This is a genomic window from Demequina pilifera (assembly GCF_048814985.1).
Taxonomy (GTDB): domain Bacteria; phylum Actinomycetota; class Actinomycetes; order Actinomycetales; family Demequinaceae; genus Demequina.
The window spans coordinates 353189-377902 of the sequence record NZ_JBMDTW010000001.1 but is presented as its reverse complement, the minus strand read 5'-3'; the positions used below and the strand labels follow the sequence as shown (position 1 = coordinate 377902).

Here is a 24714-nt window from a genome sequence, read left to right as displayed (position 1 = left end):
AGCATGCCACGATTGACCCATGGCTGAGTCAGACGGAGTGCGCATTGACGTCATCGGAGTCGAGCACGTGGGGGAGCTCCTGACGGTGCGGCGCGCGGCCTTCGTGACGGAGGCGCAGCTGTACGACGACCCCAACATCCCGGCCCTCACGCAGACCATCGAGGAGCTGCAGGTCGACCTCGAGTCCGAGGACGTGGTGACGCTGGGCGCGTGGCAGGGCCACCGCCTGATCGGCTCCATCCGGGTGGGTCTCGAAGGCGACAAGGCGACCATGGGACGCCTCGCCGTGGTGCCCGACCTGCAGGGCCAGGGAATCGGCACCCAGCTGCTGTTCGCGGTGCTCGGACACCTGCCGGACACCACCAAGGAGGTCTGGGTCTTCACCGGTCAGAACTCCAAGCACAACATCGCGCTGTACAACAAGGCGGGCTACGAGCACCAGTTCGACCAGGTCGCCGGCGATCTCACGTACGCGTACCTGAAGAAGGTGCTCGAGGCCGGAGCGGTGGTCTCCGACGAGCTCGACGACAACGCGGTGCGCGGGGACAACTGAGCGCTCGTCCCGCTCCTGAGCGCCGTCTGAGAGGCGCGAAGCGCACACTGGAACGGTGACCTCCCCCTCGATCGCGCGCAACCACGGGCCGACGGGCGCGGCTGGCGACGATTCTGCGATCGGCGGCAACCGCGATCGCTCTCTCGACACCGCGATCGGGCTGCTCATCGTCTTCGTCGTGTTCAGCCACGCGATCGGGCCGCTCGAGGACCGCCCGGCCGAGGCCATCACGCAGTGGCTGTTCATGTTCCACATGCCCGCCTTCGTGTTCCTGTCGGGCTACCTCACGCGCATGTCCTCGACATGGTCGGCGGGGCGCATCGCCGGCCGCCTCCTCATGCCCTTCGCGATCTTCCAGGTGTTCCACATCGCCGCACGGTCCGTCATGGCGGGCGAGCTCGACCTTCCCGGGTCGCCCATCCCGGCGTGGACGACGTGGTACCTGTTGTCGCTCTTCGTGTGGCGGCTCGCCGCGCCGTGGCTCGTGCGGGTCCCGTACCTGGTGCCCGTGAGCCTTGCCGTGTCGCTGGCCGCGGGCGGCGTGGCGTTCGTGGGGCCCGAGTTCTCGCTGGGCCGTACGTTGGGATTCCTGCCGTTCTTCGCCTTGGGCCTGGCGTGGCGAGACGAATGGTTCGCCCGCCTGAGGACCGCTCGCGTGCGTGTCGTGGCGATCGGCCTGTTCGTGGCGGCGATGGCATTCGCCGTGCTGACCGAATCGAACGTGCGGCTGGGCGTCTTCTACCTGGACGATGGCTACGCGTCTCTCGACCAGGGGCTGGGTGAGGGCCTCGCCGTCCGCGCGGGAGTGCTGGCCGGTGGCATGGTGCTGACGCTCGCACTCGTATCGCTGACCGGGTGGAGCCTGCCCCGCCTCGCGCGCATCGGCACCGCCTCGCTGGTGGTCTATCTGCTTCACCCGTTCGCGCTCTATCCCATGCGTGACGGCGTCTACAGCGCGGTGATCCCCGAGTGGGCATGGCTGGTGGTGATCGCCTCGGGATCGCTGCTGTTCGCCTGGGTCGTGTCCCTCAGGCCGGTCGTGCAGGCGACGCGTCCGCTCATGGACTCCCGGTGGTGGAGGCCCCGCCGGAGCGCGTGAGACGGCTCGCCTGTCACCCGCGCGCGTTGCTAGACTGACCACCGTCGCGACTGGCGAAGTGGGACACCACGGGGGAGCGGCACCGAATCTTTCGACTGTTGGTCGTCCGCCTGGGCCAAGGTCACCGGACTACCGGCGGCCAGCGTGCCGCCACAGACAAGGACACCGATGAGCACCGACTCCAGCGCCACCGCAGCGGTCATGAACGCGACCCTGCAGGACTTCGACCCCGAGATCGCCCAGGTCCTCGACCGCGAGCTCGGGCGTCAGCAGACCTATCTCGAGATGATCGCCTCCGAGAACTTCGTGCCGCGCTCCGTGCTGCAGGCGCAGGGATCGGTGCTGACCAACAAGTACGCGGAGGGCTACCCGGGACGTCGCTACTACGGCGGCTGCGAAGAGGTGGACGTCGCGGAGAACATCGCGCGCGACCGGGCGAAGTCCCTGTTCGGCGCGGAGTTCGCGAACGTTCAGCCGCACTCCGGCGCCACCGCGAACGCGGCCGTGCTCCACGCGCTGATCAACCCGGGCGACAAGATCATGGGGCTGTCCCTCGCGCACGGCGGTCACCTCACGCACGGGATGAAGCTCAACTTCTCCGGCAAGCTCTACCAGGTCGCGGCCTACGGCGTGGACGAGACGACTCACCGACTCGACATGGACCAGGTGCGCGCGCAGGCCATCGCCGAGCGGCCGGACGTCATCATCGCGGGCTGGTCGGCCTACCCGCGCCACATCGACTTCGAGGCCTTCCGGGCCATCGCCGACGAGGTGGGCGCCAAGCTGTGGACGGACATGGCGCACTTCGCGGGACTCGTCGCCGCGGGCGTCCACCCGTCGCCGGTTCCGCACTCCGACGTGGTGTCGACCACGATTCACAAGACCTTGGGCGGCCCGCGCTCCGGCATGATCCTGTCGCGCGACACCGAATACGCGAAGAAGCTCAACTCCGCGGTGTTCCCCGGCCAGCAGGGCGGCCCCCTCATGCACGTCATCGCCGCGAAGGCGGTCGCGCTGAAGGCGGCGGCGGCTCCCGAGTTCAAGGAGCGCCAGGAGCGCGTGCTCGAGGGCGCGCGCATCGTCGCCGAGCGCCTCACGGCGGCCGATGCGGCCCAGGCCGGCGTCTCCGTCGTCACCGGCGGCACGGACGTCCACTTGGTGCTCGCCGACCTGCGGAACTCGCCCCTCGACGGCCAGCAGGCGGAGGACCTGCTGCACGAGGTCGGCATCACGGTGAACCGCAACGCGGTGCCGTTCGACCCGCGTCCTCCGATGGTCACCTCGGGGCTGCGCATCGGCACCTCCGCGCTCGCCTCGCGCGGATTCGGCGCCGAGGAGTTCACCACGGTCGCGGACGTCATCGCGACCGCGCTCAAGGGAGGGGCCGACGTGGACGCACTGCGCGCGCGTGTGAAGAAGCTGGCCGACGACTTCCCGCTGTACGACGGGCTTCAGCAGTAGTGGCGGCGCCCGAGGACATGGCATCGAACACCGCGTCATCGAACACCGCGGCGCAGCGACTCGACGGCAAGGCGACCGCCGCGACCATCAAGGCCGAGCTGACCGAGCGGGTCGCGGCGCTCGCCGAACGGGGCGTCACGCCCGGTCTCGGCACGCTGCTCGTCGGTGACGACCCGGGCTCGACCTGGTACGTCAACGGCAAGCACGCGGACTGCGCCGAGGTGGGGATCTCCTCGATCCGCGAGGACCTGCCCGCGACTGCCACGCAGGGCGAGATCGAGGCCGCGGTGGCACGGCTGAACGCCGACCCTGCGTGCACGGGATTCATCGTCCAGCTGCCGCTGCCCGACGGGATCGACGCGAACAGGGTGCTCGAGGTGGTCGACCCGGCCAAGGACGCGGACGGGCTCCACCCCACCAACCTTGGCCGCCTGGTGCTGCGCGTGGCCGGCGAGATCGAGTCGCCGCTGCCGTGCACCCCCAAGGGCATCATCGAGCTGATCGAGCGTCACGGGGTGTCCCTTCACGGCAAGGACGTGGTCGTGGTGGGCCGCGGCACGACCGTGGGCCGGAGCATCGGCCTGCTGCTCACGCGCAAGGCCGTGAATGCGACGGTCACGCTGTGCCACACCGGCACCGCCGACCTGGCCTCGCACACCCGCAAGGCGGACGTGATCGTGGCCGCAGCCGGCGTGCCCGGCATCATCGGCGGGGACATGGTCAAGGACGGCGCCGTGCTCATCGACGTGGGCGTCTCGCGGATCACGGATCCGGAGACCGGCAAGTCCAAGGTCGCGGGCGACATCTCACCCCAGGCGATCGAGAGGTCGTCGTGGTTCTCGCCCAACCCCGGAGGGGTGGGTCCCATGACGCGCGCCATGCTGCTCGCGAACGTGGTCGAGACCGCAGAGAGAGAACTGGAGTCCCACTGATGCGCATCGTGTCCGTGAACGTCAACGGCGTGCGCGCCGCCGCTCGCAAGGGCATGGGCGACTGGCTCGCCGAGAGTGCCCCGGATGTGGTGGGCCTGCAAGAGGTGCGCGCGCCACTCGACATCACGGCCTCGCTCGTGGGCGACGGCTGGCACGTGGTCGAGCAGCCGTGCGAGATCAAGGGCCGGGCCGGTGTGGCCATCGTGTCCCGCACCGCACCCACTGATGTGGTCGCGGGCGTCGACGCGCTGGGCGGGGCGATGGGCGAGCCGGTTCACACGGGTCGGTGGATCGAGGCGACCATCGAGTCTCCCGCCGGGCCCGTGCGAGTGGTGTCGACGTACCAGCACTCCGGCACCGCCGGCACACCCTCGATGGACGACAAGTACGCGATGCTCGACGCCTCGACCGCACGCATGGCGGAGCTTCGCGAGCAGTACGACCACGTGGTCGTGATGGGCGACATCAACATCGCCCACACCGAGCGCGACATCAAGAACTGGAAGGGCAACCTCAAGTCGGCGGGCTTCCTGCCGGAGGAGCGGGCCTACCTGGACCGCTGGGTCGATGCCGGATGGGTGGACGTCCACCGCACCCTGGCGGGCGACCGCGAGGGTCCGTACACGTGGTGGTCGATGCGCGGCAAGGCATTCGACAATGACGCGGGCTGGCGGATCGACTATCAGTTCGCCTCACCTGCGCTCGCGAGCACTGCGGCCGATGCGCGGGTGGACCGGCAGTCGTCGTGGGACGCGCGCTGGACCGACCACGCACCGCTGGTGGTCGACTACACGCTCTAAGCGGGCCCCTACAGCAGCAGGAACTGCGGTCGCTCGCGCCCCGCGTCGATGAACTCATGGTCGATCCGTTGGGCCATCGAGTCCGCCTGCGTGCGCCGAATGAACGCCAGGGCGCAGCCGCCGAACCCCGCGCCGATGAGCCGCGCGCCGAGCGCGCCTGTGCGGTACGCCGTGTCGACCGCCAGGTTCTGTTCCGGCGTCGACACCTCGAAATCCATCTCGAGGGACGCGTGCGAGCGGAACAGCTGCTCGCCGACGTGCACGAACCGCTCGTGCGCCGGCCCGGTGTTGGCCAGTTCGGCCATCACGTCGTGGACCCGGTCGATCTCGCTGAGGACGTGGCGCGCACGGCGCCTGAGGGTGGCGTCCTCGAGTGCGCCCACGCGACCGCACGCACCCGGCGCCCCCGCGAGATCGCCCAGGCGGGCCACTCCCAAAGCGCGGGCCGCGGCTCGGCACTCGTCGACGCGATTCGCGAGCCCGGCGGCGCGGCCCTGGTGCGATGATCGGAGGGCGATCACCAGCAACGCCAGGCCGTATTCGGGGAAGTACAGCGGGCGACGGAGCACGCGGGGCGGCGCATGAGAGAAATCCAGCTCGATCGCCTCGCCCTCGCGGCACCGCAGCTGGGTGTGCTGGTCGAGGCCGCCCGCAGGGACGCCCGCGATGGCCTCTTCGGCGTGGACGCACGCCTCGGCGAGCTCCCACTGCGACTGGTCCGAGTCGAGCGCGAGGCCCCACAGCGCATTGATCGCACGGGCCGTGGCGCACGACAGGGCTCCGGAGGACGCCAGCCCCGCGTCGGACGGGACGCACGAGCAGATCGCGATGTCGAGGCCCGCACCGTCGAAGCCGCGTTCGCGAAGCGCCCACATGACCCCCGCCACGTAGGCGGGCCATCCCTTCGCGGTCTCGGGGTCGATGCCGTCGAGCGTGCCTTCCCAGATGTCGCCCGGGCCGTCGAACCTCCCCGCGCCCTCGGACACGATCCGCACGCGATCGTCGTCGCGCAGCCGGGCCGCCACGTAGGTGCGGTGGGGGGTCACCGTGGGCAGCGTCATCCCGCCGTTGTAGTCCGTGTGCTCGCCGATGATCGTCACGCGTCCAGGGGCCGACCACACGCCGTCGGGCTCCCCATCCCACACGCGCGCGAGCAGGGCGCGCGCCCGTGCGTCGCCCTGGCCGCGGGTCCACGGTTCCACCCACCGCGGCGGCACCGCCGAGGTTTGCACGCTCCCCATGCCGCCATTGTGCCAGGGCGAGATGCATGCATCGCTCGGCGTAGCATGGGCGTACACGACGCTGCTGGAGGACTTGCCATGTCAGACCCGACCCCCGAGCCGCCCACCGCCAAGCCGGGACGGGGCAAGGCGAAGAAGACGCCCACGCGCAAGAGCACGTCGCAGTCCGCCGCAGGCTCGACGCCCCCCGCGGCGCCCACCGAGCCCGAGGTGGTGGCGACTCCGGATCCCGAACCCGCCCCCGCATCGGCCGCTGCCACCGCGCCGGCCGCCGGCAAGTCCGACCGCGCACGCGGCGGGCGCTCCGTTCTCGACGGCGTGCGCGACAACCATGTGGGACCCCTCGCCGCGGGGCTCCTGGTGGCGATCGCCGTCGGCCTGCTGCTGTCGGTGCTGGTGCCCAACCGGCCGTCCGTGCTGGCGATGGTGATCCTGGGTGCGCTGCTGTCGGCGGCGGTGGGCTTCACCGTCCGGTACCTGTCCGTCGAGCGCGGATCGCGCCGTCAGCTCGAGGCCTTCCTCGCGACCTCCGTCGGGGTGCACCTCATGTCGGTCACCGGCGCCGTGGGCGGGGAGATCCCCCTGCTCGAGCAGCTGGGTGCGTCCGGTCCGGGCTTCAACGAGGCGCTGCTGGTGGCCTTCGCGACCCCCGCCGTGTCGACAGGTGCGCTGCTGGCCGGGCTGACCGCCGTGATCATCGTGGGGTGGGGCCGCCCGCGCGACGCCGAGCGTCGCGTGGGGCGCTGACCTCGGCCCTATGATCCGCCGACTCGGGAGTCCCAGTTGACGAGGCTCGAGTCGTCCTCGAGGGCTGCGATGCCGAAGTCGTCCAGGCGCGCGAGGAAGTACGCGCGCAGGTGCTCAGGAATCATCTCGATGGAGCGCGGATACCACTTGTCCACCCAGGAGTAGTCGCGTTCGACCGAGTCGAGGACCGTGTGGCTGAGGCCATGGTTGTCGCGGGCCCACAGGAACGACGCGAGCACGGGTATCCACTCGCGGCCGAATGCGCGCTCCACCTCGTTGTTGGTCGGGATGGGAGTGCCCTGGATGGCCAGCTTGCGGTAGCACTTCATGCAGTTCAGGCACGGTTGGCCGTCCTCGCCGCGCATGCATCCCATCGCATAGCGGTATTGAGAGGCGATCTTCGTGGTGCTGATCTCGGTCAGCCCGGCGCAGGGCATTCCGTAGTGGAGGCCCACGCGCGCGAAGGCCGCTTGCGTCGCGCTGTAGTCCCGCGGCGAATAGCCCGTGCCGTGACCGTTCGGGGTGCGCAGGTACACGAACTCGATGATGTTGCCGTCGGTGAACGTGCTCAGCCCGAAGTGCTCGGCGAGCAGGATGCTGGTGGTGGTCCAGCCCGCGGCTCCGTAGAAGCCCCGGCCCTTCCCCAGCCACTTGGGCAGCATGTCCTGATTGGACTCGATGGTCACTCCGCCGACCTCCTCCACCGCGAGCAGGGCGTTATCGAGCTTGTGAAGGCCGCCAGGGGAGGCGACCTGCGTGTAGATCGGCAGCGGGTCCTCCACGAGCTGGAGCACCGCTGCAGAGTCCACGCCACCGGAGAAGGCCACTGCGGTGCGGTCACCCGGAGCGGAGTCGGCGGGGAGGACCTCGACGGTCTCGCCGAACGGTGTGAGGAGCACGTGCTCCGCGAGCGACCGGATCGCGGGGCTCGGCATCTCGTAGCCCGACGGCATGACCCAGTAGATCTCGCCCTTCGGGTGGTGCAGGGTGAGTCGGTGGTGAGCGAGCGACCACTCCATCGCGGTACCTGCTTCCTCTCGTGGCCGCCGACGGCGCTGGCCCGGCGTCCCGCCTACCGCCGGCGTGCTGCCGGCGACGCGGGCCGCCTCAGCGTGCGACGGGCGTGACTCCCAGGGACTTCCCGGCAAGGCCGCGCTTGCGCGCGCCCAGCGTGCGTGACATCTCGATCAGTGCCTGCGACGCCACGGAGTCGGGGTCGGAGATGACCACCGGCGTGCCGCTGTCGCCGGCCTCGCGCGCGGAGATGTCGAGCGGCACCTGGCCCAGCAGCGGCACGGACGTGCCGAGCGTCTTGGACAGGCGATCCGCGACGATCTGGCCCCCGCCCTCGCCGAACACGTGCAGGCGCGAGCCGTCCGGCTGCTCGAGCCACGACATGTTCTCGATCACGCCCACCACGCTCTGCGAGGTCTGGGTGGCAATTGATCCGGCTCGCTCGGCCACGCCAGAAGCTGCCGACTGAGGCGTCGTGACCACCAGCAGTTCGGCGTGTGGCAGGAGCTGGGCGACCGAGATCGCGATGTCGCCGGTGCCGGGAGGCAGGTCCAGCAGCAGCACGTCGAGGTCGCCCCAGTACACGTCCGCGAGGAACTGCTCGATGGCCCGGTGCAGCATGGGTCCGCGCCAGACGACGGGCTGTCCCTCGGGAACGAACATCCCGATCGACACGGCCTTGACCTCGTGCGCGATGGGCGGCAGCAGCATGTCGTCGAGGCGCGTGGGCTGTCCCTCGACCCCGAGCATGCCGGGGATCGAGAACCCGAAGATGTCCGCGTCGAGCACGCCCACCTTGAGTCCGTCGGCGGCCATCGCGGCGGCGAGGTTCGCGGTGACGGTCGACTTGCCCACGCCGCCCTTGCCCGAGGCGATCGCGTAGATGCGCGTCATGTTGCCCGGCTGCGTGAACTGGATGATCGGCTCGGGCTTGCCGCCGCGCAGCTTGGAGCGCAGTTCGAGTCGCTGCTCCTCGCTCATCACGCCCAGCTCGATGTGCACATCCGTGACGCCGGAGACCTTGCCCGCGGCCCCCTTGACGTCGTCGGTGATGCGCTCCTTCATCGGACAGCCGGCCGTGGTCAGGTCGATGCCGATGGTGGCTTTGCTGCCCTCGAGGTCGACCGATCGCACCATTCCGATCTCGGTGATCGGGCGGCGGATCTCGGGGTCGATGACCTTCGAGAGGGCGTCTCGGACTTGGCTCTCGGTAGGCATGCATCCATCGTAGGCGGTGTGTGCGCGGCGGCGGCACGGCCGAAGCGCGGGCGGGGTTCGCGGGCGGTCCACAGGGTCTTGTGGTGGACACGAAGGCGTGCCACGCTTGGCGCGTCGACGGTGGCGCCATCGACTGGAGGCCCGTGTGGCAGATCACTCGACGTTTTACCCGGACGGCATGTCGGAACCCGATGACGCCGCTCCAGCACCGCGTCCGCGATCGGCCGCGCCCGAGTGGTTGCGCCTCGTGAGCGAACCCGATCACTCCGCACTGGGGCCGGGGCCCGAGCCGGCGGCGTCCGCGGGCGGCGCCTCTCCGACCGTCAGCCCCTCGGTCCGAAAGCGCCGCGCTCACGCGGTCACCTCGCGGTCGACAGCGTCTCGGTGGGCGGTCGTCGCCCTCGTGATCGCGTTCTATGCGGGCCTCTTCGCGCTCGCGGGTCCGGCGGCCTTCGTGGCGGCGCTGGTGGTGGGCGCGGTCGGCATGGCACTCGTGGGAGCCAGGGGATCCGGCTCAGCGCGGGCGCGACTGCGCTGAGCCTGCCGAGCGCGCGGTGACGGCGGCGTCAGCGCTTGCGGTCGTCCTCGCCAGGCCGGTCCTGGTCCTGAATCTCCTCGAGCAGCGACCGCAGCTCTGAGCGGACGAAGTCGCGGGTCGCCACCTCGTTGATCGCCTGGCGCAGGGAAGCCACCTCGCGCGCCAGGTACTCGGTGTCCGCGAGCGAGCGCTCGGCTCGCTGGCGGTCCTGCTCGGCGGACACGCGGTCCCGGTCGTCCTGGCGGTTCTGGGCCAACAGGATGAGGGGCGCGGCGTACGAGGCCTGGAGCGACAGCATCAGCGTGAGCGCCGTATAGCCGTTGGCCGCGTTGTCGAAGCGCAGGCCCTCCGGCGCCCAGGTGTTCCAGATCAGCCACACGATGACGAATCCCGTGAGGTACACCAGGAACCGCGGGGTGCCGAGGAACCGGGCGATGCCCTCGGAGATCGCGCCGAATCGGTCGGACTTGCGCGGCCGGCGCAGACTGAAGCGACGCGCCTCGGCCTTGGGGCGATCGAGGCGGTCGTTCACGACGCCACCTCCGGCTTGTCGGCCTCATCCACGTGCTCGTCGACGTGCTCGCGCCAGTCGCGCGGGAGCAGGTGGTCGAGCACGTCGTCGATCGAGATCGCACCCAGCAGGCGATGATCGTCGTCGACGACCGGCAGCGCCAGGATGTCGTAGGCGGCCATGCGTCGCGACACCTCGGCCAACGAGTCGTGTGCGGCGAGAGGCTCGATCGCAGGGTCGACGAACGAGCCGATCAGCTCGTGCGGGGCCTCGCGCAGCAGCCGCTGGATGTGCACGAGCCCGATGTACCGGCCGGTGGGCGTCTCGAGGGGAGGGCGGACCACGAACACCATCGAGGCCAGCGCGGGAGGCATCTCCTGCTTGCGCACCAGGGCCAGGCAGCTGGCGACCGAGGCCTCCGGGCCCACGATCACCGGCTCGGTGGTCATCAGCCCGCCCGCGGTGTCGTCCTCGTAGCCCAGCAGCTGGCGCACCTGTTCGGCGTCCTGCGGCTCCATCAGCTGGAGCAGCGCCTGCGCCTGCGCGGCGGGCAGGTCGCCGAGCAGGTCGGCAGCGTCGTCGCGGTCCATGGCCTCGAGCACGTCGGCGGCACGGTCCGACTGAAGCGTGCCGAGCAAGGCGATCTGGTCCTCCTCCGGCAGCTCCTCGAGGACGTCGGCGAGTCGCTCGTCGTCGAGTGCCGCGGCGATCTCCGCGGAACGCTCCGGGGACATCTCCATCAGCGCCGCCGCGAGGTCCGCAGGCTTGTGGTCGGCGAACGTCTGGATGACCAGGTGTGCGCCCTGCACCTCGTCGCGCCTCATCAGTCCCGTGACCTCGTCGATGTCGACCACGACCGCCTCGCCGCGCCGCGAGAAGCCCAGCACGCCCTTGCGGCGCTCGGCCTTGCGCACGTAGAGCTTCGACACCGCCCAGTTGCCGCCGCGCATCGGCTCGATGGCGACGTCCTCGATGAAGGCCCGGTCGCCGCCGTCCTTGATGGTGACGGAGCGTTCGAGCAGTTCGGCGATCGCGAGCGTCTCGGAGGCGCGCGCCTTGAACCGGCGCAGGTTGAGCACTCCGGTGCAGATCACTTGGCCCGGCACGATCGATGTCACGCGGGTGAGCGGCAGGAACACACGGCGGCGGCCCGGAACCTCCACGACCAGTCCCACGGCGACCGGGGCGGCCGTGCGGCGCAGAAGGATCACGACGTCGCGCACGCGCCCCACGGCGTCGCCGATGGGGTCGAACACGGTCGTGCCCGCGAGGCGCGCGACGTAGACCCGCTCGGCTGAGGTGCTCATGGGCACAGCCTAACCGCGCCGCGGATCGCGAGCACCGAGCCCCAGCGCCCCCGGCGAGGTCAGTGGCGCACCGTCTGCCAGCACCTCAGGATGGCGGCCGCGCTCGCCTCCACATCGTCCCGCGTGGTCGCGGCGTCGGACACCGAGATGCGCATGGCCGCGCGGCCCTTCCACATGGAGGAGCCGGCCCACGCCGTGCCGTCCTCCTGGAGCGCGGCGATCACCGCGGCCGTCTGCGCCTCGTCGCCGAACGCCACCAGCACCTGGTTGAGGGCGACGGGGGCGAGCAGCTCCGCGCCACCGGCGGTGAGCAGGCCGGCGAAGTGCCGGGCATGTGCGCACGTGCCGTCGATGAGCTCAGCGAGCCCCGTGCGTCCGTGTGACGCGAGCATCGCCCAGGTCTCCACTCCACGGGCGCGCTGCGACATCTGTATGCCGCGGTGCATCGGCGCATCGTGGGCGGCGCTCAGGTATGCGGCCGTCCCCGCCATGGCGCGCTCGAGGTCGCGAGGGTCGCGCACCGCCACGAAGCCGGAGTCGTACGGGACGTTGAGCCACTTGTGCGCGTCCGTGGCCCACGAGTCCGCGAGTTCGACGCCGCGCACCTGTTCGCGCAGGGTTGGAGACGCCGCCGCCCACAGCCCGAACGCGCCATCGACGTGGACCCACCCGCCGCGCTCGCGCACGCCCGGGATGATCGCCTCGAACGGGTCGGAGGCCCCGGTGTTGACGTTGCCCGCCTGCAGCAGCACCAGCGTGAGGGAGTCGGTGTCGGTGGGGAACGCATCGGCGTCGATCGCGCCGGCGCCGTCCGTCGGCACCCGCTCGATCTGCGCGGTGCCGAGCCCTGCGAGCCGCAGCGCCTTCAGCGCGGAGGCGTGCACCTCCTCGCCGACGACGATGCGCAGGGCCGGGGCGCCGGCGAGACCGTCTCTGCCGACGTCCCAGCCCTGGCGTGCGTAGAGCGCGTCGCGAGCGGCGATGACGCCGGTGAGGTTCGCCACGGTCGCTCCCGCGTTGAACGCGCCGGCGGCCGTGGAGGGCAGGCCGAGCGCGTCGATCACCCAGCCGCGAGCGACCTCGTCGAGGACGGACGCGGTGGGAGACATGATGAGTCCGCCCACGTTCTGGTCCCACGTTCCCGCCAGGATGGACGCGGCATGGGCGGCGGGGTCGGTGCCGCCGTTGACGAACCCGAAGTAGCGGCCATGGGTGGACACGACGGTCGCGGGAGAGCCGAAGGCGTCGAGCTCCGCGAGGACGTCGCGGGCCGGGATGGCCTCGTCCTGCAGCGGACGCCGGAACGCGTCGAGCCCGGTCACGGCCTCCCCGCCCGGGTAGACCGGACGGTGGGAGGCGCCCGCGACGTACGATCCGGCGCGCCGCGCGGCCTCGGTGATGAGGCCGATGCGCTCGCGAGACCGAGCAAGGGACCGCGGGTTGGTGTGCACCCGCTCCAGGGGATCGGTGGTGGTCATGGCACCAGCCTGGCCGCACTGGACCCTCCACAAAAGGGCCAGTGGCGCGGCAGCTGGCACTTGTCGTCGGGTGCCAGTTTCGAGTCCAATGGCTCCATGCGCACTACCGCCGATCAGCTCCGCGACGTCCTCGACCACTGGCAGTCCGGCACGGGGCCGCTCTACGCCCAGCTCGCCGATGCGATCGTGTCGCTCGCGGAGGCGGGGTCTCTCGACTACGGGACCAAGCTGCCGTCCGAGCGTGCGCTCGCGACCAGCCTGCACCTGTCGCGCAACACCGTGACGGCGGCGTACCAGCGGCTGCGCGACGAGGAGTGGCTCGAGGTGCGCGCCGGCGCCGCCCCCACGCTGGGATCGCGAGCGCGCGGCCTCGACGCGATGAGCGACGAGGACAGGTTCGCGAAGATCCTGCCCACCGGCCGCGCCCCGCTGGTGAGCCTCAGCTCCGCGTGCCCGCCGCCCGCTCCCGTCGTGGTCGAGGCGCTGCGCGAGCCGGGCGCCATGCTCGACGGAGTCCCGGCGCTCGGCACCGGCTATGCCGCGCTCGGCGACCCCGAGCTCACCCGCGCGATCGTCGACCACCTGCGCGGCCGCGGCATCGCCGCCGAGCCCGACGAGGTGGTGATCACCGCGGGTGGGCAGCAGGCGGTGTGGCTCGCGATCACCGCGGTCGCCGGCCCGCAGTGCCCGGTCGCTCTCGAGTCCGTGACCTACCCGGGGGTGTTCGACGCCATCTCTGCTGCCGGATCCCGCCCGCTCGCCCTGCCCATGACGCCGTCCGGGCTCGATGTGGCGGCCTCGGTGAAGCTGCTGCGCGCCGCCCGCCCCGACGTCGCCTACGTCACGACCTTTCACAACCCGACCGGCACCGCGATGGCCGACGAGGACGCGGCGCGGCTGGTCGCCGCCGCATCGGCCGTGGGCACCACCGTGATCGACGACCGCATCACGGGAGACCTCGCGCTGGACGGCCGCGTGCGCCCGCCGCTTGCCACTCACGAGGGCGGCGAGAACGTGATCACGATCGGAGGCTTGAGCAAGGTGTTCTGGGGCGGCATGCGCATCGGCTGGCTGCACACCAACGCGACGCTCGCGGCGCAGCTGCGCCACCGCAAGGCCGCGATGGACCTGGGCAGCCCCGCGCTGTTCCAGCGCCTCGCCCACCGGTTCCTCACGGAGCACTACGACGACACCGTGCGCTGGCGCCTCGAGTCGATGCGCGAGTCCCTGGCCGCGACCGTCGCCGCGATCGAGGATCACGGACTGGAGTGGACCTTCCGGCGGCCGCAGGGTGGCCCGTGCCTGTGGGTCGAGCTTCCCGACGGGGGAGCGGAGCGGTTCGCCGCGCGGGCGGCCGATGCGGGTGTGCCCGTCGCCCCGGCATCGGCCTTCGAGGTGGTGCCCGGCGTGGCCGGCGCCCACTTCCGACTGCCGTTCTACCTGTCGCCCGAGGAGATGCGACTGGGCGTCAAGGTGCTCGCCGAGAGGGCGGCGTAGCGGGCCGACCCGATAGGAAGAGATTGCCCAGTGACACCGCCGGGTCTCGCTGCTACCTTGCGTGGCATGAACACGATGCTGAGGATCCTTGCCCCCGTTGCCGCCGCCGGACTTGTGCTGTCGGGCTGTGGTGCCGCCGAGAACCTGGTCGAAGGCGCCATGGAGGAGGCCGTCGAGAGAGGCATCGAGGGCGCGACCGGCGCTGACGTCGAGGCCGGCGAGGACGGCTTCAGCGTCAAGACGGAGGACGGCGAGTTCAGCGTCGGCGGCGACGGCTCGCTCCCCGAGGGATTCCCTGAGGGCGACGTGCCGCTGGTCGACGGAGAGATCATCCAGACCGCGAAGGTGTCCGACAGCGGCTCCGACGGCTACTCCGTGACGATGCAGGTCGGCGGCACCATCGAGGAGGTCCACGCCGACGCGCTCGCGAAGCTCGAGGGAGCGGGCTTCGCCTCCGCCGGCGAGGTGGACATGGGCGAGATGAAGAGCTCCACGCTCGAGGGCGCCGGCTCCGTGGGCGGCGTGGTGCTGGGCGTCATGGGCGGCTCCGAGGACGGCGTGGTGTCCGTCTCCTACACCGTCACGATGGCGACGGAGTAGGACTGCGCGTCGCCGCCTCAGGCGACCACGGTCAGGCGGCGGTGAGGCGCACCGACTCGAGCCGCGCATCGGCCGCCATGGCGCTGTGCGCCACGATCACCTCGTCGGCGCCGACCTCGTCCGCAAACGCCTCGAGCCAGGAGTGGACCTCGTCCGCGGTGCCGACGGCCGTGTAGCGCATCATGTCCGCCAGCTGCGCGCCCTGCGGCGAGGCCAGGAACGCATCGATCTCGTCGTCCGAGTACTCGCGCGCCTGCGGGCCGCGCTGAATCATGCCTCGCACGCGCCACCGCCGGGCCTGCGCGAACTGCTCTCGGGCCACGGCGTCGTCGTCGGCCGCGAACGCGTTGGCGCCGGCGATCACGTACGGCTCCGCCAGCTGCTCGGACGGCTGGAACCCCTCGCGGTAGGCCGCCACCGCCTCGTGGAGCGCGGCCGGGGCGAAGTGGGACGCGAACGCGTACGGCAGGCCCAGCTGCGCCGCGAGCTGAGCGCCGAAGAGCGACGACCCGAGGATGTACAGCGGCACGTGGGTGCCCTTTCCGGGGGTCGCGACCACGCCGTGCACGCGCGACTCGTCGCCCAGGTATCCCTGGAGCTCGAGCACGTCCTGCGGGAAGCGGTCCGAGGCGGTGGGGTCGCGGCGCAGCGCGCCGAACACGGCGCGGTCGCCGCCGGGCGCGCGCCCAAGACCGAGGTCGATGCGGCCCGGGTGGAGCTCGGCGAGCGTGCCGAACTGCTCGGCGATCGCGAGCGGGGAGTGGTTGGGCAGCATCACGCCGCCCGCGCCCAGCCGGATCGACTGCGTGTGGGCCGCGATGTGGGCCACCAGCACGCTCGTCGCGGATGACGCGATGCGCTCCATGTTGTGGTGCTCGGCGTACCAGACGCGCTCGTAGCCGGCGGCCTCGGCGGCCTGCGCGAGGGCGACCGAGTGGCGAAAGGAATCGGCGGGCGCCTCGCCAGGGGCGACGGGCGCGAGGTCGAGGACGGACAGACGTACAGACATGGATCTCCTGCGTCGAGGCGGGGTTGCTGTGGTGCCAACGCCGAACCCCCGCCGGGTATGCCCGGCGACCCCCGCATCGGCCGCCCGTCGTCAGCGCGCCACGAGGTTCTCAGCGCCCAGAATGGGCGAAATTGGGCACTCAGCCACCGCTGGGGCGCACGGGCTCCGGTTCGGGCTGCCGCGACCGCGGCCGCCTCACTCGCGCGGTGACCACGTGGATGACCGTCGCCAGCGCGAAGGCCCCCGCGAACAGCACCAGCGCCATGACCGGGTTCTCCATGAGCGTCGGGTCCACCACCATGACGCCCGCGAGCACCAGCATCGTGACGCCCGCGAACAGCTTGAGCAGCTCGCCGTGCTTGTCCTGGAGCTTCGTGGCCCGCATGGTCGCGACCGCGATCCCGAAGATGATGAGCTCGTCGAGCAGGAACGGCACCATGTAGGCGACGAACAGTCCGGCGGTCTCCGCGACCCCCACGCCGTTGGCGTGCAGCATGCCGGTCCACAGCACCGGGAAGCCCGCGGTGCACGGGGTCTCGAGCAGCGACACCCCCACGGCCAGCACCGCGGTGGCGCCGAGCGCCGGCAGCAGCGCCTTGGTGCCGGCCACCTCACGCATGCGCTGGTAGAGGCCGGGCTTGTCCTGCTTGCGGATGGTGAAGGAGATGCCCTTCCCGAACGCGAAGTAGTCCTTGACCGAGACGATGCCGAACACGCCCGCGATGATCGCGACGGCGATCTGGATCCAGCCCATGACGCCCACGACGGCGAGGGCCGAGTAGAAGGCCGCCATGTACAGCGCGTACATGATCGCGGTGATGGACAGGAACGTGATGCCGATCGCGAGCACCCGCCGGCGCGAGCGGGTGCGCAGCACGATCGCGAGCAGGATCGACAGCACCCACAGCGAGCAGGGGTTGATGCCGTCCACGAAGCCGATCACGATGGTCGAGAACAGCAGCGAGTCGGCGCCGACGGACACGTCGCCGACGAGCGGGACGTCGATCGTGGTCTCCGGGGGCTCGGTGCTGCACAGCCCCTCGTCCTCCGAGCACGTGCCCGCGCCGGCGGTGCCGAACACCCCCGGCAGCGGCGCGCGACCGTTCTCGACCGCGGCGATCGCGCCCGCCATGTCCTGCGAGATCTGGTCGCTCCACCCGATCCATACCCGTTCGCCGATGATCGTGGTGGGCACCGAGCCCGCATCGAATCCCAGGCGCTCGGCCTCCGCGACGAACAGCCGCTGGTTGGCCTCGTCGTTCCACACCTCGTACTGGGTGATCTCCAGGTCGGGGTGCTGCGCCTCGACGTCCTCGAGCCATGCGCGCTCGGCTTTGCAGGCCGGGCAGCCATCGCCCCAGAACAGCACCAGGTCTGCGTCCGGGTCCACGGCCGATGCGAGGGCGGGCTGGGTCTGAGTGGTCGCCTGGGCGCCGGCAAGGAGGCCGCCGGGGCCCGATGCGGTCACGACGGGGGCGGCATCGTCGCCGGTGCTCAGCAGGGCCGCGATCGCGTTGCCGCCGGTGAGGGTGAGGAGCGCGAGGGCGAGCAGAGTGCCGCAGAGGATCGCGAGGACGCGTTGAGAGCGCGTGGCGGGGGCGGCGGACATCGGTGCTCCTTGACTCGATGACGGGTGCCGTCAGGCTACGAGTCGCGGCGGTCGATGTGAGGGGCCTTAGGTCCCGCGCACCCGCGTCGACGACCGACCGGCCGGATCAGCTCACTGAGGGGTCGTCCGCTCCCGTGTGATCCGCGCGGGCGCACTCAGTTCGACCGGCCCCTCGGCGCGTCGAAAGCCGGTTCAGTAGCCCACGCCAAGCGCGAGTCCAGCGAGGGAGGCGTAGGAGGTCTCGCATCGGCCGTCGTCGTCGCCGTGGGAACAGGTGACAACCATGCCGACCGGGCAGAACAGCACCCCTGCCGTGAGCGCGACCCAGCCCCAGCGCCACCAGGCGCGACGCCGTTCGCTCCGGCCCCGCATCAGCCTCGCCGGTGCGTCCGCATCCACGCTTCGACCGCATCGGGCTCGCGGGGCAGCGCCGCGGAGAGGTTCTCGACCCCGTCCTCGGTCACCAGCACATCGTCCTCGATGCGGATGCCGATGCCGCGCAGCTCGGCCGGCACCGCGAGGTCGTCGTCCTTGAAGTAAAGGCCGGGCTCGATGGTGAACACCATGCCGGGCGCGAGCGGCCCGTCCATGTACAGCTCGCGCTTGGCGGCCGCGCAGTCGTGCACGTCGAGCCCCAGGTGGTGCGACGTCGAGTGCACCATCCAGCGCCGGAACAGCTTGGACTCGGGATTCTCGGATTCCGGCACGATTCCCCACTCGGTGAGGTGACGCTCGATGACGTCCATCGCCGCCTCGTGGACGTCGCGAAAGCTGACGCCTGGCCGCGCCGCCGCGAAGGCTGCATCGGCCGCCTCGAGAACCACCTGGTAGACGCGCCGCTGGACGTCCGTGAACTCGCCGCTCACGGGCATGGTGCGGGTGAGGTCCGCGGTGTACAGGCTCTCGACCTCGACCCCCGCGTCGAGCAGCAGCAGGTCGCCCACGCGCACCTGGCCATGGTTGGTGATCCAGTGCAGCGTGGTCGCGTGAGGGCCGGACGCGGCGATGGTCTCGTAGCCCACCGTGTTGCCCTCCTCGCGCGCGTGGCCGTCGAAGGTCGCCTCGACCACGCGCTCGCCGCGCTTGTGGGCGATCGCCCGGGGAAGCTCCCCGACCACGCGCTCGAATCCCGCGACGGTGGCGTCGACGGCGTCGCGCAGCTGCTGGACCTCGTACTCGTCCTTGACCAGCCGCATCTGGGCCAGCGCGCGCCGCACCGGCTTGTGGGGGTGTGCGTGCAGGCGGATGTCGCTCGGCAGCTCGCTGAGCGGCTTGGTGGCGATGCCCGTCATCGCGGCGAACTCCTCGAGGCCCGGCCTGCGTCCGATCCAGAACTCGCCCGAGCGCGGATCCGAGTAGAAGCCGTCGTCGTCCCGCCCTGCGGGAGGCACGAGGTAGAGCGTGGACTGGTGGCCCGCATCGGCCGGCTCCATGACGAGCACCGCGCTGGGCTCGCGGTCAGTGCCGAGGCCCGTGAGGTACGCGAAGTCGCGGTCGGGGGAGAAGCGGTAGTCGGTGTCGTTGGAGCGCACCTTCAGCTCGCCCGCGGGTGCGACGATGCGGCGGCCGGGGAAGCGCTCGGACAGCCGGCGCCTGCGTTCGGCGGCGAACGGCGCGGACGCCATCGCGGTGGTCTCGAGGTCCTCCGGCTCGGCCCACTTGGAGCCGATCCACGCCTTGAACTCGTCGTTGTCGGGCCGCAGCGCGCGGGCCTTGTTGGTCTTGTCCGGCTGCTCGTCGTTCACGCGCCTATGGTCGCATGCCGCCCGCGGCGTCCGAGGTCACGTCGCCGCGTACTCTGGCCGAATGAGGATCGACCTCCACACCCACTCGACCGTCTCCGATGGCACGGGCACGCCCGCGCAGGTCATGAGGGAGGCGGCGGAGGCCGGCCTGCACATCGTCGCGCTCACCGACCACGACAGCGTGGACGGCTGGGAGGAGGCGGCGGCGACGGCGGCCGATGCGGGGCTCGGGTTCGTGCCCGGCATCGAGGTCTCGTGCCGTCACCACGGCATTTCGATCCACCTGCTGAGCTATTGGCACCGTCCCGACGATGACCAGGTCGCGACGATGCTGTCGCTGACACGGGAGGCGCGGGTGCAGCGGGCACGCGAGATCGTCGACAAGGTCGCGGTGGACTATCCCGTGACGTGGGAGGCGGTCGCGGATCTCGCGGGCGACGCGGCGACCGTGGGGCGGCCGCACATCGCCGATGCGCTGGTCGCCCAGGGCGTGGTGCCCACCCGGGACGAGGCGTTCACGGACATCCTCGGCGGCAACTCCCGGTACTACGTGCCGCACTACGCGCCCGAGGTCACCGACGCGGTGAGGACCATGAGCGCGGCCGGCGGGGTGACGGTGTTCGCCCACCCGGGTGCCGATGCGCGCGGTCGCATCGTGACGACGTCGGTCATCGAGTCGATGGCGCGTGCGGGACTGGTGGGCCTCGAGATCGATCACCGGGACCACGATGAGCGCCAGCGCGACCGGCTCGCGCGCATCGCGGCGCGGCTGGGCCTGGTGCGCACCGGCGCGAGCGACTATCACGGCACGGGCAAGCGCAACGAGCTGGGCGAGAACCTCACCGACCCGAAGGCGTTCATCGCGCTCGAGAAGGCGCGCGCCGCAGGGCGCCCCTCAGCGGTCAACTAGCGGCGGTGCCGAGGGGTGGTCGTCGCCCTAGTCCTCGGGGTCCAGCCTCGCGTTCACCGCCTCGGGCGAGTAGTAGTCGTTGACCGCGACCGTCGCCAGACCCACGATCGCGGCATCGTCTCCGAACGTCGAGGGCCGGATCTCGAGGTGGCGCGTCGCGCGCGGCAGCGAGTTCGCATACACGGCGGACCGGATCGCGGCCACGAGCGGGGGACACGCGAGAGCACCGGCGACGACCAGCGTCGCGGGGTTCAGGATCCCCACCACGGCGGCGACGACGGAGCCGATCAGCTCGCCCGCGCGCTGAAGCTCCCGCAGCACGGTCGAGTTGCCCGCCTCTGCCAGCTCGGCGATGTCGGAGATCGCATGGACCTCGATGCCCGCGGCACGCAGCCGTGCAGCGATCGCGGTGCCCGACGCCTCCGCCGCGAGACAGCCGGTGCGGCCGCATCGGCAGAGCGCCTCTCCGCCCACCTTCACGTGGCCGATGTCTCCGGCGCTGCCCTCGGCGCCCCGGAACACCTCGTTGCCGACGACGATGCCTGCGCCGATGTACGCGGCGACCTTGACGAGCACGAGGGACGACGGCGGCGCATCGCCGTCGAAAGCCTCGCCGTACGCCATGGCGTCGGCATCGTTCTCGACATAGACGGGCACGCCGAACTCGTCGCGCAAGTGCTCGACGATGGGCCATCCGGACCAGCCGGGCATGATGGGCGGGTCGTTGAGCCGGTGGTCGGTGGGATCGGTGGGGCCGGGCACCGAGATCGCGACCGCCATCACCCGATCCGGGGAGATGTCAGTGCTCTCCGCGAGTTCGCGGAGAGCCTGCGAGACCAGCGCGAGCGTGCGCTCGGGCCCGTCCTCGACGGACGTCTCGACATGGCCGCGAGCGAGCACCCGCCCCTGCGCGGTCACCACGGCGGTGGTCCCGCCCACAGCGTCCAGGGTCGCCGCCAGCACCACCACGTCTGGATGGAACGCGAACGTTCCGGGTCGTCGGCCGCCGGTCGCGGAGCCCGTGCCGGCAGCACGGATGATGCCCTCGTCGGTCAGGGCGTCGAGGCGGCGGGAGATGGTGACACGCGACAGGCCGGTGGCGCGCTGCAACTCACCACGGGTGGTGGCCTCTCCTGACCGGATGAGCGTCAGCAACTCTCCAGGACCATGCCTCAATGCAGTCATCCCTTCTCGGCGCCGGCTGTGAGCCCTTCCGTGAGCCACCGCTCGACGAGTCCGTAAAGCACCACGATAGGCAGAGTGATCAGCACGCTTCCTGCCATGAGGATAGTGCGGGACACCTCCTGGCCGTCGGCGAGCCTCGTGAGGCCGAGCGAGACGGTCCACAGCTCGGGCTTGGCCGAGAGGAACAGCAGCGCGAACAGGAACTCGTTCCAGGCGATCATGAACGAGTAGAGCGCGGTCGAGATGATGGTGGGCATCGCCAGCGGCACCGTGATGCGGCGCATGATCTGCCACTTGGAGGCGCCGTCGAGCATCGCAGCCTCGTCGATCGATTCGGGCAGTCCTCGCAGGTACGAACGGAGCATGTGCACGCAGACGGGCACGGTGAGGGCGATGTAGGCGACCGTCAGCCCCACCAGCGACGTGCCGAGCCCGATGACTTGGAAGCCGACGAACACGGGGACGGCGATGATGATCTGGGGGAACATGTACACGGCGATGAACAGGGCGGAGATCTTCCCCTTGCCCGCGAAGCGGACCCGTGTCATCGCGTACGAGGCCGGGATGGACAGCACCATCGTCAGGGCGGTGGCGGCGATCGCGACGATGGCCGAGTTGCGCATGAACCGCGCGAAGCCGAAGCCGCCGTCGCCTTCGGAGGCGATCACCCGCCGGTACGTGTCCAAAGTGAGGCTCTGGAGCTCCGGCACGAGCGTGAGCGGTTCGCGCAGCAGATCCTGGATCGGGACGAAGCTCATCACCACCATGTAGTAGAAGGGGAAGCCCACGGCGACCACGAGCACCGTGAGGAAGATCCACTTCAGCACCCGGAGCATGGTCTGCTGCATCGAGACGGAGATCATCACTCGGCCGCCTTTCGGGTGAGACGCATGTACAGGCCCAGGCCGGCGGCGAGGATGATTGCGAGGATCACCGAGTTCGCGGATGCCGAGCCGATGTCGGAGGAGCCGGTGAGCTCGTCATAGACGCGCACGGCGGCGACCTCGGTGCCTGCGGCGCCGCCGGTCAGCAGGTAGATGTCGTCGAACTTGTTGAAGGTCATCACCATGCGCAGCAGGGTGAGGAGGGCGATCACGGGCAGCATCTGGGGCGTGACCACACGCCAGAACTTCTGCCAGGGGGTCGCGCCGTCGACCAGGGCGGCTTCCTCCACGTCGCGCGACAGCCCCGTCAGCGCGGCCGCGAAGAAGATGAAGGCGAAGGGGAAGTAGCGCCAGATCTCGTACGCGATGACGGTCACCAGCGCATAGGGCTCGAGACCGAGGAAGTCGATGGGCTGATCCCACCCCAGGAAGCGGGTGCCGATGGCATTGATCACGCCGTACTGCGGGTTGAGCATGGTCTTCCACACGTACGCCGTCGCCACCACGGGCGCCACATAGGGGAGCAGGAACGCGGCGCGCAGGAAGCCGCGGCCACGGAATCGATCGCGCATCGCGAGGGCCGCGAAGTATCCGAGCGCGATCGATCCGGCTGTCGTGGCGACCGTGTAGATCACGGTGATCCCGAGCGACTGCCAGAACCCGGTAGACGTCAGGGTGTCCGCGTAGTTCTGCAGCGTGACCGTGTTGAACAGGCCGTTGCGCGCGACGTCGGAGTAGCGGGCCTCCTGGAACGACAGCACGAACGTCCACAGGATCGGGACCACGATCACCGCGGTGACGATCAGGGTGAGCGGCCCCACCATCGACCACGCGACTCGGGTGTCCCGGCGCTCGGTCAGCGTGCGGCGGGGGCGTCGTGCCCCCGCCGCAGGCGTGAGAGTGTCGGTGGTCACGTCACTCCGCGATGTCGGTGACCGCGTCGACCATGTCCCGCTGCGCCGTCGCGGCGTCGACCGAACCGGCGGTCGAGTCCGCCACCACCTTGGCGATCGGCAACTGGGCGTTGAGTGGACCGATGATGTCTCCCTGGCCCTGGGTCAGGGCCCAGCGCGAGATGTTCTCCGTCACGTCGAGCAGCGCGGAGATCGTCTCCTCGCTGTAGATGTCGCCCAACGGCATCCGGGTGTCGACCCCGGTCTCCAGCTCGGTCCAGGCGTCGAGGTACTCGGTGGAATCTGCGCTCTGGCCGTGGCGGACGGGCATCTTGCCCTCGGGCGCCATCGCGAGCCAGTCGACGTAGCCGTCGGTCATCAGGAACTCGATGAGCTGCGCGGTCTCGTCGGGTGAGGCCGCTGACGAGGCGGCGAACGAGGTGATCTCGCCGAAGGAGCCGGCGTTCTCGCCGCCGTCGGGGCCGGTCACGAGCGGGACGATGCCCGAGTTCTCCGCAAGCCAAGTGCCGGAGGAGCACTCGTCGCATGCGGGAGCGGCGTCTGCCCTCAGCCCCGCCAGCTCATCGAGCACGAAGGTGGACCATAGGATCATGGCCGACTGCCCCGAGAAGTAGGAGGCGCGCGTGGACTCGACGGTCTGCGTGCCTGCCGGCGACAGGTCCGCTCCGAGAGTGGTGTAGAGGTCGACAGCGGACGTGCACGCCTCGGAGTCCAGCGTCACGTCACCGCCATCGTCGACCAGCTGGCAGTCGTTGCCGAGTGCCAGCGACTCGAACGTCTCCTGCGTGAAGGTGCCGGCCGGGTCGGTGGCAAGCGTGATGCCGAACGAGTCTCCGGAGGTCAGCGTCTCGGCGGCGGTGCGCAGCGACTCGTATGTGGTGGGCGCCTCGAGCCCGGCCTCCTCGAACAGGTCTTGACGATAGACGAGGATCTGAGCCCACGCATCGGCCGGCACCGCGAGCTGCGCATCGCCGTCGCGGGTGAGGTCGAGCGAGGCCTCGGTGAAGCTGTCCGCGCCCAGCGCGTCGACCACGTCTGCGGCGATGTCGTGGTTCAGGTACCCCTCGCTCTCGAAGGATCGGACGAGGCCCAGCGTGGCGGCACCCACGACGTCCGGCATCTCCTCCGAGAGGGCGGCTGACGCCATCAGCTGCGCCACTTGATCCTGCTCGACGGGTACGAGTTCGACCTCGATATCGGTCTGGCTCGTGAACTCGTCGAGCACGGCCTGCTGTGCCTCGAGTCGGTCGGGCTGCACCTCGAGGGTCCACATGAGCAGGCCGTCGGAGGCGTCGTTCACGGCGTCGCCGCTCCCGCACGCGGAGAGCGCAAGCGCGCCCGCCGCTGTGACTGCGGCTCCCGCGAAGAGCCTGGTTCGTGTCGTCTTTGACATGGCTTGAGTCCTCACTGTCGTATCGGGCCGGGCAGCGGTGCACGGCGTATGATCTGTATAGCAGGTTGC

At 70.6% G+C, this 24714-nt stretch carries 23 protein-coding genes and 1 riboswitch; of the genes, 10 read left to right on the top strand and 13 right to left on the bottom strand.

Features of this window, described 5'->3' with window-relative positions:
• The first annotated feature begins 19 nt into the window (after positions 1-19).
• From ACNI14_RS01685 to ACNI14_RS01665, 5 genes are all read left to right on the top strand, one after another.
• Positions 20-553, top strand: a complete 534-nt coding sequence (locus tag ACNI14_RS01685) for a GNAT family N-acetyltransferase (RefSeq protein WP_420518193.1) — start codon at positions 20-22, stop codon at positions 551-553.
• A gap of 55 nt (positions 554-608) precedes the next feature.
• Complete coding sequence (locus tag ACNI14_RS01680; protein WP_420518192.1) at positions 609-1652, top strand: acyltransferase family protein; 1044 nt, start codon at positions 609-611, stop codon at positions 1650-1652.
• A gap of 36 nt (positions 1653-1688) precedes the next feature.
• Positions 1689-1775: riboswitch (ZMP/ZTP riboswitch) on the top strand.
• A 45-nt stretch (positions 1776-1820) separates the two neighbouring features.
• A complete protein-coding gene (glyA, locus tag ACNI14_RS01675) occupies positions 1821-3113 on the top strand; it encodes a serine hydroxymethyltransferase (protein ID WP_420518191.1) in 1293 nt (430 codons plus the stop codon).
• Positions 3114-3130: 17 nt separating this feature from the next.
• Positions 3131-4045 carry a bifunctional methylenetetrahydrofolate dehydrogenase/methenyltetrahydrofolate cyclohydrolase gene (locus tag ACNI14_RS01670; RefSeq protein ID WP_420518190.1) on the top strand — a complete coding sequence of 305 codons (915 nt, stop codon included), beginning with the start codon at positions 3131-3133 and terminating at the stop codon, positions 4043-4045.
• Positions 4045-4845, top strand: coding sequence for an exodeoxyribonuclease III (locus tag ACNI14_RS01665; protein ID WP_420518189.1), 801 nt, complete (start codon positions 4045-4047; stop codon positions 4843-4845). Before ACNI14_RS01670 ends, ACNI14_RS01665 begins: the two co-directional genes overlap by 1 nt.
• 8 nt (positions 4846-4853) lie before the next feature.
• Here the strand turns inward: ACNI14_RS01665 and ACNI14_RS01660 are convergent, their stop codons facing one another.
• On the bottom strand, positions 4854-6086 hold the full coding sequence (locus ACNI14_RS01660; protein ID WP_420518188.1) for a galactokinase: 1233 nt from the start codon (positions 6084-6086) through the stop codon (positions 4854-4856).
• Between the two features lie 78 nt (positions 6087-6164).
• On the opposite strand from ACNI14_RS01660, the gene ACNI14_RS01655 reads away from it, so the two are divergent.
• A complete protein-coding gene (locus ACNI14_RS01655; protein ID WP_420518187.1) occupies positions 6165-6833 on the top strand; it encodes a hypothetical protein in 669 nt (222 codons plus the stop codon).
• Positions 6834-6841: 8 nt separating this feature from the next.
• Here ACNI14_RS01655 and ACNI14_RS01650 read toward each other — a convergent pair whose 3' ends face one another.
• Together ACNI14_RS01650 and ACNI14_RS01645 are read right to left on the bottom strand one after the other, a co-directional pair.
• Positions 6842-7852, bottom strand: coding sequence for a DUF6395 domain-containing protein (locus ACNI14_RS01650; RefSeq protein ID WP_420518186.1), 1011 nt, complete (start codon positions 7850-7852; stop codon positions 6842-6844).
• A gap of 88 nt (positions 7853-7940) precedes the next feature.
• Positions 7941-9065: an Mrp/NBP35 family ATP-binding protein gene (locus ACNI14_RS01645; protein WP_420518185.1), complete on the bottom strand. Its 1125-nt coding sequence runs from the start codon at positions 9063-9065 to the stop codon at positions 7941-7943.
• A gap of 247 nt (positions 9066-9312) precedes the next feature.
• Here ACNI14_RS01645 and ACNI14_RS01640 point away from each other — a divergent pair, with 247 nt between their 5' ends.
• Positions 9313-9603, top strand: a complete 291-nt coding sequence (locus tag ACNI14_RS01640) for a hypothetical protein (RefSeq protein ID WP_420518184.1) — start codon at positions 9313-9315, stop codon at positions 9601-9603.
• A 28-nt stretch (positions 9604-9631) separates the two neighbouring features.
• Here the strand turns inward: ACNI14_RS01640 and ACNI14_RS01635 are convergent, their stop codons facing one another.
• The 3 genes from ACNI14_RS01635 to ACNI14_RS01625 are packed head-to-tail and all read right to left on the bottom strand — an operon-like array spanning position 9632 to position 12899.
• Complete coding sequence (locus ACNI14_RS01635; protein ID WP_420518183.1) at positions 9632-10135, bottom strand: DUF1003 domain-containing protein; 504 nt, start codon at positions 10133-10135, stop codon at positions 9632-9634.
• The gene (locus tag ACNI14_RS01630) at positions 10132-11421 is read right to left on the bottom strand and encodes a magnesium transporter MgtE N-terminal domain-containing protein (RefSeq protein ID WP_420518182.1); all 1290 of its coding nucleotides are present in this window, start codon (positions 11419-11421) and stop codon (positions 10132-10134) included. Before ACNI14_RS01630 ends, ACNI14_RS01635 begins: the two co-directional genes overlap by 4 nt.
• Positions 11422-11480: 59 nt before the next feature.
• Positions 11481-12899 carry a pyridoxal phosphate-dependent decarboxylase family protein gene (locus tag ACNI14_RS01625; RefSeq protein WP_420518181.1) on the bottom strand — a complete coding sequence of 473 codons (1419 nt, stop codon included), beginning with the start codon at positions 12897-12899 and terminating at the stop codon, positions 11481-11483.
• A gap of 96 nt (positions 12900-12995) precedes the next feature.
• Between ACNI14_RS01625 and ACNI14_RS01620 the strand changes: the two genes are divergently transcribed.
• Together ACNI14_RS01620 and ACNI14_RS01615 are read left to right on the top strand one after the other, a co-directional pair.
• A complete protein-coding gene (locus ACNI14_RS01620) occupies positions 12996-14396 on the top strand; it encodes an aminotransferase-like domain-containing protein (RefSeq protein WP_420518180.1) in 1401 nt (466 codons plus the stop codon).
• A gap of 66 nt (positions 14397-14462) precedes the next feature.
• Positions 14463-14996, top strand: coding sequence for a hypothetical protein (locus ACNI14_RS01615; RefSeq protein WP_420518179.1), 534 nt, complete (start codon positions 14463-14465; stop codon positions 14994-14996).
• Between the two features lie 31 nt (positions 14997-15027).
• Here the strand turns inward: ACNI14_RS01615 and ACNI14_RS01610 are convergent, their stop codons facing one another.
• From ACNI14_RS01610 to ACNI14_RS01600, 3 genes are all read right to left on the bottom strand, one after another.
• Positions 15028-16005 carry an LLM class flavin-dependent oxidoreductase gene (locus ACNI14_RS01610; protein WP_420518178.1) on the bottom strand — a complete coding sequence of 326 codons (978 nt, stop codon included), beginning with the start codon at positions 16003-16005 and terminating at the stop codon, positions 15028-15030.
• A gap of 139 nt (positions 16006-16144) precedes the next feature.
• The gene (locus tag ACNI14_RS01605; protein ID WP_420518177.1) at positions 16145-17614 is read right to left on the bottom strand and encodes a hypothetical protein; all 1470 of its coding nucleotides are present in this window, start codon (positions 17612-17614) and stop codon (positions 16145-16147) included.
• Positions 17615-17985: 371 nt separating this feature from the next.
• Positions 17986-19359: an aminopeptidase P family protein gene (locus ACNI14_RS01600; protein ID WP_420518176.1), complete on the bottom strand. Its 1374-nt coding sequence runs from the start codon at positions 19357-19359 to the stop codon at positions 17986-17988.
• A 61-nt stretch (positions 19360-19420) separates the two neighbouring features.
• Between ACNI14_RS01600 and ACNI14_RS01595 the strand changes: the two genes are divergently transcribed.
• Positions 19421-20269: a PHP domain-containing protein gene (locus ACNI14_RS01595; RefSeq protein ID WP_420518175.1), complete on the top strand. Its 849-nt coding sequence runs from the start codon at positions 19421-19423 to the stop codon at positions 20267-20269.
• 27 nt (positions 20270-20296) lie between these two features.
• Here the strand turns inward: ACNI14_RS01595 and ACNI14_RS01590 are convergent, their stop codons facing one another.
• Genes ACNI14_RS01590 through ACNI14_RS01575 form a run of 4 tightly spaced genes read right to left on the bottom strand, consistent with a single transcriptional unit; the run spans position 20297 to position 24645 of the window.
• Positions 20297-21454, bottom strand: coding sequence for an ROK family transcriptional regulator (locus ACNI14_RS01590; protein ID WP_420518174.1), 1158 nt, complete (start codon positions 21452-21454; stop codon positions 20297-20299).
• Positions 21451-22317 carry a carbohydrate ABC transporter permease gene (locus ACNI14_RS01585; RefSeq protein ID WP_420518424.1) on the bottom strand — a complete coding sequence of 289 codons (867 nt, stop codon included), beginning with the start codon at positions 22315-22317 and terminating at the stop codon, positions 21451-21453. Before ACNI14_RS01585 ends, ACNI14_RS01590 begins: the two co-directional genes overlap by 4 nt.
• Positions 22317-23252 carry a carbohydrate ABC transporter permease gene (locus tag ACNI14_RS01580; protein ID WP_420518173.1) on the bottom strand — a complete coding sequence of 312 codons (936 nt, stop codon included), beginning with the start codon at positions 23250-23252 and terminating at the stop codon, positions 22317-22319. Before ACNI14_RS01580 ends, ACNI14_RS01585 begins: the two co-directional genes overlap by 1 nt.
• 1 nt (position 23253) lies before the next feature.
• Positions 23254-24645, bottom strand: coding sequence for an ABC transporter substrate-binding protein (locus tag ACNI14_RS01575; RefSeq protein ID WP_420518172.1), 1392 nt, complete (start codon positions 24643-24645; stop codon positions 23254-23256).
• Positions 24646-24714: the final 69 nt, after the last annotated feature.

Coding starts and splice junctions, on each gene's coding strand:
- ACNI14_RS01655 (WP_420518187.1), top strand. CDS start 6,165: ATGTCAGACCCGACCCCCGAGCCGCCCACCGCCAAGCCGGGACGGGGC.
- ACNI14_RS01660 (WP_420518188.1), bottom strand. CDS start 6,086: ATGGGGAGCGTGCAAACCTCGGCGGTGCCGCCGCGGTGGGTGGAACCG.
- ACNI14_RS01605 (WP_420518177.1), bottom strand. CDS start 17,614: ATGTCCGCCGCCCCCGCCACGCGCTCTCAACGCGTCCTCGCGATCCTC.
- ACNI14_RS01665 (WP_420518189.1), top strand. CDS start 4,045: ATGCGCATCGTGTCCGTGAACGTCAACGGCGTGCGCGCCGCCGCTCGC.
- ACNI14_RS01630 (WP_420518182.1), bottom strand. CDS start 11,421: ATGAGCACCTCAGCCGAGCGGGTCTACGTCGCGCGCCTCGCGGGCACG.
- ACNI14_RS01590 (WP_420518174.1), bottom strand. CDS start 21,454: ATGACTGCATTGAGGCATGGTCCTGGAGAGTTGCTGACGCTCATCCGG.
- ACNI14_RS01585 (WP_420518424.1), bottom strand. CDS start 22,317: ATGATCTCCGTCTCGATGCAGCAGACCATGCTCCGGGTGCTGAAGTGG.
- ACNI14_RS01685 (WP_420518193.1), top strand. CDS start 20: ATGGCTGAGTCAGACGGAGTGCGCATTGACGTCATCGGAGTCGAGCAC.
- glyA (WP_420518191.1), top strand. CDS start 1,821: ATGAGCACCGACTCCAGCGCCACCGCAGCGGTCATGAACGCGACCCTG.
- ACNI14_RS01620 (WP_420518180.1), top strand. CDS start 12,996: ATGCGCACTACCGCCGATCAGCTCCGCGACGTCCTCGACCACTGGCAG.
- ACNI14_RS01645 (WP_420518185.1), bottom strand. CDS start 9,065: ATGCCTACCGAGAGCCAAGTCCGAGACGCCCTCTCGAAGGTCATCGAC.
- ACNI14_RS01615 (WP_420518179.1), top strand. CDS start 14,463: ATGAACACGATGCTGAGGATCCTTGCCCCCGTTGCCGCCGCCGGACTT.
- ACNI14_RS01575 (WP_420518172.1), bottom strand. CDS start 24,645: ATGTCAAAGACGACACGAACCAGGCTCTTCGCGGGAGCCGCAGTCACA.
- ACNI14_RS01650 (WP_420518186.1), bottom strand. CDS start 7,852: ATGGAGTGGTCGCTCGCTCACCACCGACTCACCCTGCACCACCCGAAG.
- ACNI14_RS01595 (WP_420518175.1), top strand. CDS start 19,421: ATGAGGATCGACCTCCACACCCACTCGACCGTCTCCGATGGCACGGGC.
- ACNI14_RS01610 (WP_420518178.1), bottom strand. CDS start 16,005: ATGTCTGTACGTCTGTCCGTCCTCGACCTCGCGCCCGTCGCCCCTGGC.
- ACNI14_RS01625 (WP_420518181.1), bottom strand. CDS start 12,899: ATGACCACCACCGATCCCCTGGAGCGGGTGCACACCAACCCGCGGTCC.
- ACNI14_RS01670 (WP_420518190.1), top strand. CDS start 3,131: ATGGCATCGAACACCGCGTCATCGAACACCGCGGCGCAGCGACTCGAC.